Below are 15,556 nucleotides of genomic sequence, written 5' to 3'. Positions count from 1 at the left end.
TTCTCTCAGCACCCCCTCTTAAAGCTTGATCTCGATGTTGACGTCTGCAGGCAGGTCGAGACGCATCAGGGAGTCGACAGCCTTCGGCGTCGGGTCCACGATGTCGATCAGGCGCTTGTGGGTGCGCATCTCGAAGTGCTCGCGAGAGTCCTTGTACTTGTGAGGAGAACGAATCACGGCGTAGACGTTCTTCTCAGTCGGCAGCGGCACGGGGCCGACCACCGTGGCGCCTGCGCGCGTGACCGTGTCGACGATCTTCCGGGCCGAGGTGTCGATGACCTCGTGGTCGTACGACTTCAGCCGGATGCGGATTTTCTGTCCCGCCATGGCGTTGAGCCTCTTTCTGGTCAGATGTGCAATTCCAATCGTCTCGGGCAGGCCATGGGGGTGGACGCAGGAGTGTCCCCAGAAAGAGCTGTCAACACCTTCTGCAGTTATGGCCTGACCGAGCAGCGAGAATCCTCTGCCTCCCCTTCGGCCGCCTGTGCGGCTTTCGGGGCGGAGGAGCGGGTTCCTCCCGCTGCTGGCGTCCGGTCCACGCGGTCGGGCGTGTCGCTTTGATGCTCAGACATCTGGGCACAGCAACACCCGCGCAGTCTCCGGGTGGTAGTCCTTGGATTTTCTGCTCTCCCCCGCGCTGCGCGCGGCGACTGGACACAGGTGTCCGTGAGCAACTTGTCTATGATGCCACGGCGCGCACCCCCGTGGCAAATCGGATCGCAGACCAGTGCCGAGAGGGCGCCCGGGGCGCAGCCGCCCACGCGGGCGGGCCCGCCGGCAGAGGTGGGCCCGCACCGATTCCGCCGGAGATTCAGCGGGCTCCTGTGAGCGGGGCTGCCTCAGATACAGCGAGACCCCGGCATCGTCTGGCGACGCCGGGGTCTCGCTGCGATCAGTTCAGATCAGCGACTTGAAAGAGATCAGTCGAGGATCTTGGTCACACGACCGGAGCCCACGGTGCGGCCACCCTCACGGATGGCGAAGCCGAGGCCCTCCTCCATAGCGATCGGCTGGATGAGCTCGACGGTCATCTCGGTGTTGTCACCGGGCATCACCATCTCAGTGCCCTCGGGCAGCTCGATCACACCGGTCACGTCCGTGGTCCGGAAGTAGAACTGCGGACGGTAGTTGGTGTAGAAGGGGTTGTGGCGGCCGCCCTCATCCTTGGACAGAATGTAGACGTTGGCCTCGAACTTGGTGTGCGGGGTGATGGAGCCGGGAGCAGCCACCACCTGGCCGCGCTCGACGTCGTCACGCTTCAGACCGCGCAGCAGCAGGCCGCAGTTCTCGCCGGCCCATGCCTCGTCGAGCTGCTTGTGGAACATCTCGATACCGGTCACGGTGGTCTTCTGCTTGTCGCGCAGACCGATGATCTCGACCTCGGAGTTGATGGCCAGGGTGCCGCGCTCGGCGCGACCGGTGACCACGGTGCCGCGGCCGGTGATGGTGAAGACGTCCTCGATCGGCATCAGGAACGGCTTGTCCTTGTCGCGCTCCGGCTCGGGGATGTACTCGTCGACGGCGTCCATGAGGTCCTCGACGGTCTTGACCCACTCGGCGTCGCCCTCCAGGGCCTTCAGGCCGGAGGTGCGGATCACGGGTGCGTTGTCGCCGTCGAACTCCTGGTCGGAGAGCAGCTCGCGCACCTCCATCTCGACCAGGTCCAGCAGCTCCTCGTCCTCGACCATGTCAGCCTTGTTCAGGGCCACCAGCAGAGCCGGCACGCCGACCTGGCGGGCCAGCAGCACGTGCTCGCGGGTCTGAGCCATCGGGCCGTCGGTGGCGGCGACCACCAGGATCGCGCCGTCCATCTGGGCGGCACCGGTGATCATGTTCTTCACGTAGTCAGCGTGACCGGGGGCGTCCACGTGGGCGTAGTGACGCTTCTCGGTCTGGTACTCCACGTGGGAGACGTTGATGGTGATGCCGCGCTCGCGCTCCTCGGGAGCGTTGTCGACGTCGGCGAAGTCCTTGGCCTCGTTGAGGTCCGGGTACTTGTCGGCCAGCACCTTGGAGATGGCGGCGGTCAGGGTGGTCTTGCCATGGTCAACGTGACCGATGGTGCCGATGTTGAGGTGAGGCTTGTTCCGCTCGAACTTTGCCTTGGCCACTGGTTCCTCCTATAGAACGTGGTTTTGAGTAAGACTTACTTCAGGCAGGGGGGGTCCCACGCTGAAACTCTCGCAAGTCTACTAATTTCGGGGGTTGCGGGGAAATCCGGCTGACGCGCCGGATCACTCGCCGCGGTTCTTCTCGATGACTTCGTCGGCCACGGCCTTCGGCGCCTCAGCGTAGGAGTCGAAGGACATGGTGAACACGGCGCGTCCCTGGGTGCGGGAACGCAGCTCACCGATGTAGCCGAACATCTCCGACAGCGGCACAGTGGCCTTGACCACCTTGACCCCTGCGGCGTCCTCCATGGACTGGATGTGGCCGCGGCGGGAGTTCAGGTCACCGATGACGTCGCCCATGTACTCCTCAGGAGTACGGACCTCCACGGCCATCATGGGCTCCAGCAGCACCGGCTTGGCACGCTTGACGCCCTCCTTGAAGGCCTGGGAGCCGGCGAGCTTGAACGCCATCTCGGAGGAGTCGACGTCGTGGTACTGACCGTCCTTCAGGGTGGCCTTCACACCGACCATCGGGTAGCCCGCCACGACGCCGAGCTGCATGGCATCCTGGATGCCGGCGTCCACTGACGGGATGTACTCGCGCGGGATGCGGCCGCCGGTGACGGCGTTGACGAACTCGTACATCTCCTCACCGTCGGTCTCCAGCGGCTCGAAGTCCAGGATGACCTTGGCGAACTGGCCGGAACCGCCAGTCTGCTTCTTGTGGGTGTACTCGACGTTCTCGGCCTTCTGGCGGATGGTTTCGCGGTAGGCGACCTGCGGCTTGCCGACGTTGGCCTCCACCTTGAACTCGCGCTTCATGCGGTCCACGAAGACGTCCAGGTGGAGCTCGCCCATACCGCCGATGACGGTCTGGCCGGTCTCCTCGTCCAGGGAGACGGTGAAGGTCGGGTCCTCAGCCACCAGCTTCTGGATGGCGGTGGACAGCTTCTCCTGGTCGCCCTTGGACTTCGGCTCGATCGCCACGTTGATCACCGGCTCCGGGAAGCTCATGGACTCCAGCACGATCGGGTTGCTCGGATCGCACAGGGTGTCACCGGTGGTGACGTCCTTCAGCCCGATGACCGCGTAGATATGGCCGGCCTGGACCTCTTCGACCGGGTTCTCCTTGTTGGCGTGCATCTGGAACAGCTTGCCGATGCGCTCGCGCTTGTTCTTGGTGGAGTTCAGGATCTGCGTGCCCGAGGACAGCTTGCCCGAGTACACCCGGATGAAGGTCAGCTGACCGAAGAACGGGTGGGAGGCGATCTTGAACACCAGCGCGGAGAACGGGTCGTCCTTGGAGGGCTTGCGGGTGAGGACCTTGTCCTCGTCGCCCATCTCGTGGCCCTCCATGGCCTCGACGTCTGCCGGGGAGGGCAGGTAGTCGACGACGGCGTCCAGCATCGGCTGCACACCGCGGTTCTTGAACGCGGAGCCGCACAAGACCGGGTAGGCCTCGCCGGCCACGGTCAGCTTGCGGATGCCGTCCTTGAGCTCCTCGAGGGTCAGCTCTTCGCCCTCGAGGTACTTCTCCATGAGCTCCTCGTCGGCCTCGGCGACGTTCTCGATGAGCTCGTTGCGGTACTCCTCGGCCTTGGCCTGCAGGTCCTCGGGGATGTCCCGGGTCTCGTACTCCGCACCCATGGTCACGTCACCCTTGGCGTCGCCGGGCCACACCAGAGCCTTCATCTGCAGCAGGTCGACGACGCCGACGAAGTCGTTCTCGACGCCGATGGGCAGCTGCATCACCAGCGGCTTGGCGCCCAGACGAGACTTGATGGTGTCGACGGTGAAGTAGAAGTCGGCGCCGAGCTTGTCCATCTTGTTGACGAAGCAGATGCGCGGCACGTTGTACTTATCGGCCTGGCGCCACACCGTCTCCGACTGCGGCTCCACACCCTCCTTGGCGTCAAAGACAGCCACGGCGCCGTCGAGCACGCGCAGCGAGCGCTCCACCTCGACGGTGAAGTCGACGTGGCCGGGGGTGTCGATGATGTTGATCTGGTTGTTCTCCCAGAAGCAGGTCACTGCGGCGGAGGTGATGGTGATGCCGCGTTCCTTCTCCTGCTCCATCCAGTCGGTGGTGGATGCACCGTCGTGGGTTTCACCGATCTTGTGGTTCAGACCGGTGTAGAACAGGATGCGTTCGGTGGTGGTGGTCTTACCAGCATCGATGTGCGCCATGATGCCGATGTTGCGGACCTTCTTCAGGTCAGTGAGCACCTCTTGTTGTGCCACAGTGTTTTCCCCTTAGTTGGTGGTTGCTTCTGGGTAGAGGCCCCGGCAGGGCTTGGCTTACCAGCGGTAGTGGGCGAAGGCCTTGTTGGCCTCAGCCATCTTGTGGGTGTCCTCACGGCGCTTCACAGCGGCGCCCAGGCCGTTGGAGGCGTCGAGGATCTCGTTCATCAGGCGCTCGGTCATCGTCTTCTCGCGGCGGTCCTTGGCGTAGCCGACCAGCCAGCGCAGCGCCAGCGCGGTGGCGCGGCCGGGCTTGACCTCCACGGGCACCTGGTAGGTGGCGCCGCCGACGCGGCGGGAGCGGACCTCCAGAGCGGGGCGAACATTGTCCATGGCGGTCTTCAGGACCTCCACGGGGTTCTCGCTGGTCTTCTTGGCCACGCCGTCGAGTGCGCCGTAGACGATGCGCTCAGCGGTGGACTTCTTGCCGTCCACCAGCACCTTGTTGATCAGCTGGGTGACCAGCGGCGAGCCGTGGACGGGGTCCTGGACGAGGGGGCGCTTCGGAGCGGGTCCCTTACGAGGCATTACTTCTTCTCCTTCTTCGCACCGTAGCGGCTGCGTGCCTGGCCGCGACCCTTGACACCCTGGGTGTCGAGGGCGCCGCGGACGATCTTGTAGCGAACGCCGGGGAGGTCCTTCACACGGCCGCCGCGCACCAGCACGATGGAGTGCTCCTGCAGGTTGTGGCCTTCGCCCGGGATGTAGGCGGTGACCTCCACGCCGCCGCCCAGGCGGACACGGGCCACCTTGCGCAGTGCGGAGTTCGGCTTCTTAGGGGTCGTGGTGTACACACGGGTGCACACACCGCGCCGCATCGGGGATCCCTGCAGAGCAGGGGTCGCGTTCTTCGCGGCTTTGGGGGTGCGTCCCTTGCGCACCAGCTGCTGAATAGTAGGCACTATGCGTTCTCCATACGTAATGTGGTGGGAGTCCTGCTTCAGGTAGAGGCTCCCGCGGCTGATCCTTCTGTACACCCGCGGGCCGCGTGAGCGGATCCTCCCCTAGGCGTGCAAAAAGGTGGCATTTGTTGCGCAATTACCCCGCAACCCGGACCGAGTCCTACTGCCACACAGAAACAATCAAGTCAACAATACCAGGCTTCGGAGAGTCTTGCGAATGGGGGTCCCAGAGGTCCCCGCTTCCCCGGGCGGGCAGCCCTCGACGCCGGGCCGGGCCGCGACCCGCTGAGGGTCGGGGCCGTGCTGGAGCGGTTCTACTGGTCGGGCAGGCTGAGCATCGGCGATGGCGTCCCGCTGTAGACCACGGCGAGCTCGTCCCGAGCCCTGGAGGCGGCCACGTACAGCAGCGAGCGCTCCCGCTGCGTGGCGTCCCGCTTCTCCGCCTCCGGGAGGGAGTCCATAGTATAGGCCGCCGGCAGGTGCTCCTCACTGACTCCCAGCAGCAGCACCCGGCGGAACTCCATACCTTTGGCTGCGTGCATGGTTCGGATCTGAACAGCATCGGGCTTGGGCCGCTTGCGAATGATCGCCTGCGCGGGCACTCCCCGCTCAGCCAGGGCTGAGGCGGCGTCTTCGACCTGGCGCCGGCTACGCACCAGCACCGCTATCTCGCTGGCCTGCGTTCCGGCCTCCAGCCAGGACTGCAGCTTCTCCGCGGCCAGGTCGAACTCGCCCTTAAGCGTGGAGGCGGCCAGGATCTGCGGTTCCGGTCCGTAATGGACGGAGACGTACCCGTCGGTGCTGGTGAGCTCGTCGGGCTCCTCCGGGTTCTCCTCCAGCCCCTGCCACTGCTCCCCGGCCAGCACGGACAGGGCGTAGCGCAGATTCTGCGCGGTGGTGCGGTAGTTGAGCTTCAGCCTCCGGGAGCGCCCCCGGATTTCGATGCCGAACTGCTTCAGTGTCAGCTTCTGACCATAGATCCGCTGGTGGGAGTCCTCGGCGATGAACAGATCGTCCGGCCCCTGGGCGACCAGTGCCCGCAGCAGCTGCCAGTGGCCGGCATGAAAGTCCTGGGCCTCGTCCACCAGCACATGGTCGGCCAGGTGCCGCTCCCCCGCCCGTGCACGGGACTCCAGCACGGCTGCTGCCAGTACGGTCACCTCGGCGTACGTGACTCGGTCAGCGGCTAGGTTCATAGCGCGGAACTGTTCGAAGACCCGCCACAGCTGGATTCGCTCCTTCCGGCCCAACCGGGTTCCGCGTCCGGTGCGGGAGGCTCGGGCGTATTCCTGAACGCTGGTGAGCCGTTGGGCCAGCACTACTGAGGTGTACTCCTGGGCGAGGAATGCGTGGCCGCGCAGCTGCGGCGGGAGGTCCGGCCGCACCGCATCTGCCGCCTCCTCCCAGGCGCTTCGCTCATCCTGCAGCCGCTGGGCAAACTCATTGCGCCCTTGGCCGAAGATCTCAGCCTGGGCGGCCTGCCTGTGCTCCGGTGCGGCGGTGGTGAGCACCTGGTGGGCGACCTGGTCGATGCCGAGCATCGCCAGCCCGGGGTCGCCGAGCTCGCTGTGCCGCAGGGAGCCGTCCAGCTGGCGAAGCTGCCGGGTGAGCGCATTCTCCAGAGTGCGGGTGTAGGTGGTCAGCAGCACTCGCGCATCCGGGCGCTGCCGGTGCAGGTGTGCGGCCCGGTGCAGCAGCACCACTGTCTTGCCGGTTCCCGCCCCACCGGTGAGTCGGAAGGATCCGGAGCCGCGGTGCTCCACCCAGCGCCGCTGCTCGGGGTGGAGGAAGAGCTGCCACTGCTCCATGGTCAGGTCGGTGAAGGCACGCTGGACTTCCTGCGGCGTGCCCCCGAGGAAGGAGAACGACGACGGGGCGTTGCGCACTCCGGCTGCCAGCCGCTCCTCTTCGTCGGCTCCGCGCAGCTTCTCCACTTCCTCCGCGTCGGGCAGCCCCAATTTCTCACGGGCCTCCTCCAGCGGAGTCCCTGCGGCCAGATCCAGCAGCATCAGCTGTTGGACGTCAGGCATGCGCTCGGCCACCTGGTAGAGGACCTCTTCAGTGGGGGCGGCGAGCGCGGCCTCTGCCCAGTGCTCGGCGATTCCGGCCTCGGCGTTCAGAGTGGCGACGGTCCAGCCGTAGTTCTCCAGCGGGTTGTCACGCCGGGCAGCGTCGGCCAGCCCCTTCTGGTAGGCGGCCTGCAGCTCCGCCTCATTGGCCTGGGCCGAGGCCGAACCTGGCGCATGGTCGATCTCGGCGACCCCCAGCGGGGCGTTGAAGTCGAATACCAGCTCGGCGGCGCGGCGGTTGCCCTCGTCATGGGGCCAGACGCCGACGAAGTGGTAGACAGCCTGACCGTCCGGGTTCTGCCCGCGGAAGAGCACTGCTCGGTAGTCATCGTTGACACGGGCGGTCCGGACGCGCCGGTCGGCCGCACCCTCCAGCGGTTTGACCCGCAGTCCGGGCAGAGTGTCGTCCTCGACGAGCTTCTCCATGAAGCGCAGCACCATCGGCCGCACGGATCCGTCCAGGGAGTTGAGGTTCTCCACCCCCATTTTGGTCATCATGATCAGCGGCATGCTCAGCTCCTCAGGGTCTCAGCGATTTCATCGGCGTCGGTGGTGACCAGCACGGTCCAGCCAGCCTGCTCCAAGAGGTGGGTCTCTGCGGAGTCCGAGATCATCACGGCTACCCGCTGGTCGGGGTAGGCGATGTCGACGACGACGCCGCCGTCGTACTCCTCCCCCACCTCCGGGACGGGCAGCCGACGCTGAGCCATGGCGCGCAGCAGCTGCTCCTCCTCCGGTGAGAGAGCCTCCTCCACCAGCTTGGTCCAGCCGACGCTGATCTCCTCGCTGCCGTGGGTGATATCAGCTGCGGCCGCCTGGGGCTGGGCAGAGCGCAGGGCCAAGGCGTCGCCGGCCAGGATGTTCGGCACTGCCTTCCGGGTGGTGATTGCGGTGTGTGTGGTGTCCCGGAAGCCCAGCACTGTGCTCAGCAGCAGCCATTCGCGCCATTCGTCCGGGAAGGTGGGCCGGGCCACGGCCTGGTCCGAGTCATCCAGGCTCAAGCTGACCCGAAGCTGACGGGCCGCCTTGGGGTTTCCAGCCACATACAGCTCGGCGGCACCCAGGCTCCGGTGCCACCAGCGGTCGTTGGGGGCGCCGCCGAGCTGCAGCCGTCTGCGCAGCAGATCCAGAGGCACCTGGACCGAGTCCTGCGCTGCGGAAGCCTGCGCCAGCTCTTCCATCCCTGGGGGCTGGGCGTCGACCAGGGTGGTGAGCAGAAGATGATCGGCAAAACTGCGGAAGCGTTCGGCGTCTGGGGCGAGGATCCACTCCCAGAGCAGGTGCATCGCGGAGGACCGGGCGGCTCGAAGCAGCTTGGCGTCCAAGGCACCTTTGCGGACATAGCCCTCCACCAGCCGCTGGTTGAGCCAGCTCAGCGGTCTGCTGTCCTCACCCGGCTGCTCACCGGAGGCGAAGAGGTCGACGTCGTCGTAGGTGATTCCCCAGGGCAGGTGTTCGCCGTCCACCCGCAGCTCGTGGCGCTTCTGCGCATCGTCAGCCAGGCGGTTGATCTCGGTGGTGGCGTGATACTGCCGGCCGTCGGTATAGATGGCCAGACTGGGGACTCCAGGCGCCTGGAGGATGAAGTCGGGCCGTGTGCTGCCCAGGTGAGGCTGCGGGATCAGTCGCCACATGCGTCGGTCGCCTTGGAGCCGGAAGTTCAGCACCAGGTAGCCGGATTGGATGTCTTCGGTGACTTGGGCATTGACGGCACGCAGCCGCTCGCGCAGGGCGTCGCGGAAGCGCCGCTCCAGCCGGGATTCGGCCACGGAGCTGCGGACGGGTCGCTGATGGGTGACTGTCCATGGCAGGCCGCCCTCAGCCGGAGAGTCCTGCGGAGGGTTCTCGGCTGCGGCGGGATTCAGCAGTGAGGAGAGGATCCGGTCCGCCGCGGAGCGGGAGACCCGGTCCAGGGTGCCGGGCTGGGCATGGGGCAGCAGGCACTGGTGGCAGGCTAGCCGGTGCTCCGATTCGGCGTCGCAGCGGTGGTGCCTGACCCGGTTCCAGGCGGCTGTGAGCAGCTGGTGGACCCGCTCGGGACTGCCGAATTCGGCAAGGTACCCGGTGCCTCCGGGCACGTTGTCGTGCAGCAGCAGGGTGCGGGCTGAGAACCCTCCGGCGGCCATGGCGGCCGTTTCGGGGACATCGAGCACACCCAGGTGGGCGGGAGTGCCGCCGAAAGCTTCGTGGAGTCCCAGCAGCAGCGCCGCCTGGAGCGTGGGGATGGTGTAGTCGTCGTCGACCAGGCTGTCCGGCAGGTGCAGCAGCACACCCTGGGTGGTCAGTTCCCGGGCCAGCGCGATCTGCAGCGAGTGCTCTTCGGCGTGGTTTCGGCGGCTGCACCAGAACCGGTGGTCCTCCGGCCGGTTGGCCTGCACATTCCGGTCCAGGGTGCCGCATTCGGCGCAGACCCTGAACAGCGGGGCCTGTACGTCATGGCCGGCCAAGGTTCTGCCCACGGCGTGGTGGCCGCGCTGACCCAGGTTGAGCCATCGCAGGGTGACCTCAGGCAGCACATCGGCGCCGAAGGCGAGCTCTGCGGCGAACCAGGAGTGGCTGGCGGCCTCCAGATCCAGGTCGGCGGCGGGGAGGATCTCATAGCCGGTCTGGCGGCGGTCTTCCACCCGGTCGCTGATCTGGGCTTCGTCACGCCGGACATCTGCGGTGACTTTGGTCAGCACCACTACGTCGAGCACCTGCCCGGTGTCCTGCACTGCGTCGGTGCCGCAGCGGGGGCACTGCGGGGCCAGGTGCCAGCGGGGGCTGCCGTCCTCGGTCGGCTGCGGGGTCAGCCCGGTGTTGATCCATCCGCAGTCGGGACAGACCTGCCAATGGGCGATTTCACGCTGCTCGGCGCCCAGCTCGACGGCATCGATGCTCAGCTCCATGCCTTGGGCGTAGAAGGTGGATCCGGGGGCGAATTCGCGAAGCGCGGTGGCGGATCCGCGCTGCAGTTCGAAGGCCTCGGCCTCCCACTGCCCAGATTCCTCGTCCAGCCAGGAGACTCGGGCGTCCAGTGTGACCGAGTCGTCGATGAGCGTGTAGTTGGGCAGCAGTCCGTAGCGCTCCAGGCCGGCGATCCACCAGTTCTTGGTGCTCATCTCCTGGATCTTGCGTTCGCTGCGCTTCAGCGCTGCTTCGGCGCTCTTGACCTCCCGTTGTGCCTCCTTAACCTGCTTGGAGCCCGTACCGGCGGTGCGCACTGCCTCAACGAGCCTGTCGCGCAGCGCGGGGATGATGGTGTGCGCCAGGCGGTCACGGTGCCCCTGCTCCTCCAGCAGGTCCTGGTTGAACCGTGCCGAGGCAGTGTGGATGCGCAGCTCAAGGCCGCTGTCGCCCTCACCGGAGGGCAGCGCCCATGCGGCGAGCCGCTGGGCTGCGTCGTCGGTGAGCTCGGCGCCGAACTGGTCGAGGAACTCACTGACGATCGGTTCTCCCGCGCTGCGCAGCATGGCGGTGATATCGCCGAAGTATGTCTGCTCCGAGACGTCCTTCAGGGCGTGCAGGAGGCTTCGTGGCTGGCGCGAGGTTCCGCTGCGGGCCAGCCGGTCGCAGCAGAACGCGATGAATTGGCGGCGCAGGATTTCGTCAGCTCGCAGGTAGGTGGCGGGGGGCCGGACCTCACCGTTGATGATGCTTAGGGGGTCGTTGAGCTTGGGCAGGTGTTCGCCGCGTCCGCGCACGAAGGCCAAGGCCAGGGAGTTGCCGGTGAGCCGGCCAGCTCGGCCGACGCGCTGGACGTAGCTGGCCACCGAGGTGGGCATAGAGGAGAGCATGACGGTGGAGAGGCTGCCGATATCAATGCCCATCTCCAGAGTGGGGGTGGCCACCAGGACGTTGGGCGCGTCTGTGTCCAGGACGTCGCCGCGGAACTTCTCCTCATAGGTCAGCCGGGTCTCATCGGGCAGCAGTGACGTGTGCTCACGTGCAATCACTCGTGCGGTGTTCTCCGCGGAGTAGAGGTGGTCGCGGTAATAGTTCTCGGCTATGAAACCCATCGGCGGGGGCTCCAGCCTCCCGAGGCACTTTTGGTTCAGGCAGGGGGCCTGCCCCATCTCTTCGATGACGCGCAGTGTGCCGTAGGTCTGTGAGCGGCAGACCGAACACTGCAGGGTGTGCCGCTTGGCTGCCAGGTCGGCGTCGTCGGTGAGGGTGAGCGTGATCCGCTCCGGGCTGATGCCGTAGATCACCGCGGCTCCGTCCTGGGTCGTGGTGGGGACCACGACGCCGGCTTCAGCCAGGTGCTCGAAGAGCTGCCGCGCCGCGTGGCCTGCTTCCTCCGACCCGATGCCTAAGCTTCTGCGGGTCCACCAGAAGTACCAGGATTCTCGGGTGGTCACAGCGTCGAGCTCGGAGTCTCGAGGCTTCTCTCGCCGGCCGATGCGCGGAAAAGCGGGCGTGGAGCGGCCAACGGGGAAGGCCGGCATGCCTTGGTCGCGGCGGCGGCCGCCCCAGACGTGCCAGCGGCGCCCATCGTGGGTCTGGTAGGCCTCCAGCCACGGGTGGCGGATGCTGCCCTGCAGCCGCATCCGGATCAGCACTCCCCTGACCCACTGGGAGAGCCGTTGGGCGTCGCGGTCAGCCGCTATGTCCAACTGGTCGCCACGTGCGGCCAGTGCGGCAGCAGCGATCTCCGTGAGCTCCTGGCCATCGGGGGCGCACACCTCGGCCACCGCGGTACCGGTCAGTTCGAGGGTCCGGCCGAATCTGGCCTGCAGGCCGAATTCGAGGGAGGCGTCGAAGAGCAGCCTCCGGCGCACCGCTTCCCGGGCGGCGGTGCGGGCCTGGTGGGAGGCGTCTGGATCCCAGTAGGCGCGGAAGGAGCGGTGGTCGGTGAGCTCGGGCGGTACCAGCATGAAGCGACCAGCCGGGCCTTCGGAGTCAGCAAGTGCGACGACGGCGTCGACCGTTTCAGCCAAGGACGGCTCGGCATGGCCCTCCTCAGCCAGGTGGGCCAGCCCACGCCGCAGCAGGGTGCGCAGGGTGAAGGTGTGGGAGCGGGCTTGGATGAAGCCGGCTCGGTGGGCTGCGTCTTGAACTGAGTCGGTGAAGATCAGCGTCTTCTTCTCCACACGGTTCAGGTGATCCGCGCCGAAGAGCCCTGTGACCGCCACGGTGAGCAGGGTGGCCACTGCGCTGCCGACAAATCGGATCGCATCGGTGGTGCTGCAGACCGGGCACACCTGCTTGGCCGAAAGGTCGTCTGCCGTCAGGCCTGCATGGGTGCGCACGGCAATGATCCGGCCGTCGTAGAAGTCGGCCTCATATTCGTCCTTCGGCTCGTTCCCCGCCTTGAAGGGCTGGTCGAGGAACATCCGTTCCCGGGTGTGCAGGTAGTGAAGCCCTTCCACGCCGTTGAGGTCGTGTCCTTCGGCATTGAGCTCGTCGGCTTCGAAGGCGGCGTCCATCATGGCGCGGAAACGGGGGTTGCGGCGCACAGAGGCTTCCCGCACTGTCGCGCTGTTGAGTTCGATGAATGCACCGTCGGCGGTGAGGACGGTGGCCCAGCCTCGGGCGCCGCAGTGCCGGCAGTAGATAGCGGGGAGACTGACGTGTTCGGGGTCGTCCGGATTGCTGGCGACGGGTCCGTCGTCGGCCCAGCTGTAGTGGGCCGAATGGGCGAGTGCGGAGTCGAGCCGCGTGAGCTCGCGGACCCACAGGTGGGTTTCGACGGTGACTGTTTCGGGGCCGAGATGTTTGCGCAGGTGAGACAGGACTGCCAGGACGTGGCTGAGGAATTCCTCGCCGGCCTCGGGGGTGACCGAGGGCGCTGTGATGAGCTCTTCGGCCAGATGACGCAGACGGACTGCCTGCTGGGCGCGATCCAGCAGGCGCCTGACCCATCGGTGGGCTTTCAGGCCGGCGAGGATCTGCGGGAGTTCCTCTGGAACCGGGGTGTCGTCAAATAGTGCGCCCCACACGGCGCGGATGAGCTGTCTGGGAGGGGCGCCTGCCGCAAGGTCCGTGTTGACGGAGGCTACCCGCGCGGCGATATCCAGGTCCTCGCGCGGCTGGACTGGGCTGGGCGGTTTCTGATTCAGCCATTGGTCGATGCTGACCCGAGTCTCAGGCACGATCGAGGCGGGGCTGAATTCGATGCCGAAGACTGTGCGGGCGAACTCCAGCATGGGGCTGGTCTCCCCCTCGCTGGGTGGTCCGCCGAGGGTGGCGGAGGTGGCCACCGGCGTGATGCGTCCCAGCGGCCGGGCGCGGTGGTCTTCACTGAGACCGTCGGGATGTGTGCTGAGGTCCTCTGGCCAGTGCGATTTAAGGGCTGCGCCGAGGCGGCGCAGCAGCATGGCCACATCAGTGCCTTGGGCGCCGTCGTAGGTGTGGAACTCGTCGAGCACCAGGTACTGCAGGCTGGTGGCAGAGGCGGACCAGAGCAGCTGGTCCTCGGCGCGCAGCAGCAGCTGGTCGAGCATCTTGTAGTTGGTCAGCAGTATGTCCGGTGGGTCGCGGCGGATGGCCCGGCGGTCAGTGATGAGGCCATCGGCGGTGACCTGTGCGCGTTCCTGCTTCTCCTGGCCGGTGTAGAGGGCTGCGCGGACGCCGGAGAGTTCGGGGACCTGAGTGATCAGTTCGGTCAAGCGATTGGCCTGGTCGTTGGCCAACGCGTTCATCGGGTAGAGAATGAGTGCTTTGATTCCGACTGTGCCTGCCTGTTGGGCCCTCAGCACGTGGTCAAGGATGGGATACAGGAATGCTTCGGTCTTACCGGAACCGGTTCCGGTGGTGACCAGGGTCGGCTGCGGCTCGCGGAATGGCGAGGAGCTCTCAGGGTCGGGTTTGGTAGTCAGCCGTTCGAATGCCGCCAGCTGGTGACCGTAAGGCGGATAGTGGGAGGGATAGAAGTCCAGGCTCTTGGGGCGGCCCTGTGCATCCAAGGCACCTTCCGGTGAGACGAAAGGCAGGCGCAGCCGGACATAGGGGCCGCGGAACATGCCCTCCTCGGGGTGCTGGAGGAATTCGGTGAGGGTGGTAGCGGCCCGCGAATCGGACAGCGCGAATGTCGTGGTGAGGTATTCGGTCAGCGACTCGACCAACGAGCGTGAATGCTCGGTCGGCCACAGCTCGGTGCTCTCCTCGGCTGCGCCGTCCAGCCTGACGGCGTCGGGCAGTTGCGTCCCCATGCAGGACACTCTAGCTATTAGCACAGACAGTGAGCAGGGTTCACCCAGATTTCCGACTGCCTCGGCCGGAGTCGATCGGGCTACTCGGGGGCGGGCGCCCCATAGGAGGACCACGTCCGGGAACGCAGGGAGATGGCTTCGCGAACCTTCGAGTCGTCGACGGCTACATAGCGCTGCGTGGTGGCCAGGGAGGCGTGGCCGAGCATGTTCTGCACCAGCCGGAGGTCGCGGGTCTGCTCGTGGATCTCGGTGGCGCAGAGATGGCGCAGCTGATGCATGGTGGTGCCGTCTCCCAGCGCCCGGGCCACCAGAGTCCCCACCCAGTGCGGGGAGAGATGTCCATTGGGCCCGGGGAAGAGGTACCCGTCGGGGGCTGCCCGGAGGATCTCAGCGAGGTCATCCGGCAGTGGGAGCACACGATTCCGCGACCCTTTGCCATGCACGATGAGCGACCATCCGGCGAGATCTCGCACCAGATCGTTCTTCGGATGCACCTGGGCCACTTCGGCGCGCCGCATCCCCAATTCATTGGCCAGACGAATCATCAGCGCCACCTGAGGGTTGTCAGCGCGCTGAACTGCAGTTCGCACAGAGGTAGGCACCGCGGGCCGAGGCTGCGGCTGCTCGGGCTTCACCTCGGGGATGATGTCGGCAATATTGTCCTCCGTACGACCCGCCGCAATGCCCCACACCCAGAAGCGACGGATGGAGGACCTGAATGCTCTAGCAGTCTCCCGCCGCCAGCTATGGGACCCGGTCCAGTCGAGGAGGTCAGCACGGTGGACCTCCCAGGGAGTTGGAGCCAACCGAGCCTTGGCGAGACGACGGAGGTGGTATATCCGCAATTCGATGGTCTGCTCAGACAGTCGCATAGCCTGCAGAGCCACGGCCCAAGATTTGATTTCGGATGCCCAGGCGGGGCCGATATGAGGGGAAGGCGATGAAGTCATGCCCCACATCATGGCCGACGCCTCCCCTCCTTCGATCAACAGGTTCAGTGGCTCTGATCCATCCGGAGAGTCACTTCACCGACGAGAAGGCCGGCAATCTTCGTGCTGCCACCTACCGGCGACTCCGTCGGCACTGGCAGTTCATGAACG

At 66.2% G+C, this 15,556-nt stretch carries 8 protein-coding genes; all 8 read right to left on the bottom strand.

All coding sequences use genetic code 11. The annotated features are described in order from the left end of the window. Positions 1–18: 18 nt before the first annotated feature. A complete protein-coding gene (gene rpsJ, locus Q1K09_RS03680) occupies positions 19–327 on the bottom strand; it encodes a 30S ribosomal protein S10 (protein ID WP_022871716.1) in 309 nt (102 codons plus the stop codon). 593 nt (positions 328–920) lie between these two features. Then, positions 921–2,111 carry an elongation factor Tu gene (tuf, locus tag Q1K09_RS03675; RefSeq protein WP_300343340.1) on the bottom strand — a complete coding sequence of 397 codons (1,191 nt, stop codon included), beginning with the start codon at positions 2,109–2,111 and terminating at the stop codon, positions 921–923. A 123-nt stretch (positions 2,112–2,234) separates the two neighbouring features. Continuing rightward, the gene (fusA, locus tag Q1K09_RS03670; RefSeq protein WP_300343339.1) at positions 2,235–4,352 is read right to left on the bottom strand and encodes an elongation factor G; all 2,118 of its coding nucleotides are present in this window, start codon (positions 4,350–4,352) and stop codon (positions 2,235–2,237) included. A 57-nt stretch (positions 4,353–4,409) separates the two neighbouring features. After that, positions 4,410–4,880: a 30S ribosomal protein S7 gene (gene rpsG, locus Q1K09_RS03665; protein WP_300343337.1), complete on the bottom strand. Its 471-nt coding sequence runs from the start codon at positions 4,878–4,880 to the stop codon at positions 4,410–4,412. After that, a complete protein-coding gene (rpsL, locus tag Q1K09_RS03660; protein ID WP_119902477.1) occupies positions 4,880–5,254 on the bottom strand; it encodes a 30S ribosomal protein S12 in 375 nt (124 codons plus the stop codon). Before rpsL ends, rpsG begins: the two co-directional genes overlap by 1 nt. 314 nt (positions 5,255–5,568) lie before the next feature. Continuing rightward, a complete protein-coding gene (locus Q1K09_RS03655; RefSeq protein WP_300343334.1) occupies positions 5,569–7,833 on the bottom strand; it encodes a 3'-5' exonuclease in 2,265 nt (754 codons plus the stop codon). Between the two features lie 2 nt (positions 7,834–7,835). Further along, positions 7,836–14,456: a DEAD/DEAH box helicase gene (locus Q1K09_RS03650; protein WP_300343333.1), complete on the bottom strand. Its 6,621-nt coding sequence runs from the start codon at positions 14,454–14,456 to the stop codon at positions 7,836–7,838. A gap of 80 nt (positions 14,457–14,536) precedes the next feature. Then, the gene (locus Q1K09_RS03645) at positions 14,537–15,046 is read right to left on the bottom strand and encodes a tyrosine-type recombinase/integrase (protein ID WP_300343331.1); all 510 of its coding nucleotides are present in this window, start codon (positions 15,044–15,046) and stop codon (positions 14,537–14,539) included. Between the last annotated feature and the right edge of the window lie 510 nt (positions 15,047–15,556).

The sequence above is a fragment of the Nesterenkonia sp. genome (genome assembly GCF_029265375.1).
Taxonomy (GTDB): Bacteria; Actinomycetota; Actinomycetes; order Actinomycetales; family Micrococcaceae; genus Nesterenkonia.
The sequence above is the reverse complement of the archived record's forward strand: the minus strand, read 5'-3'. Positions and strand labels throughout refer to the sequence as shown.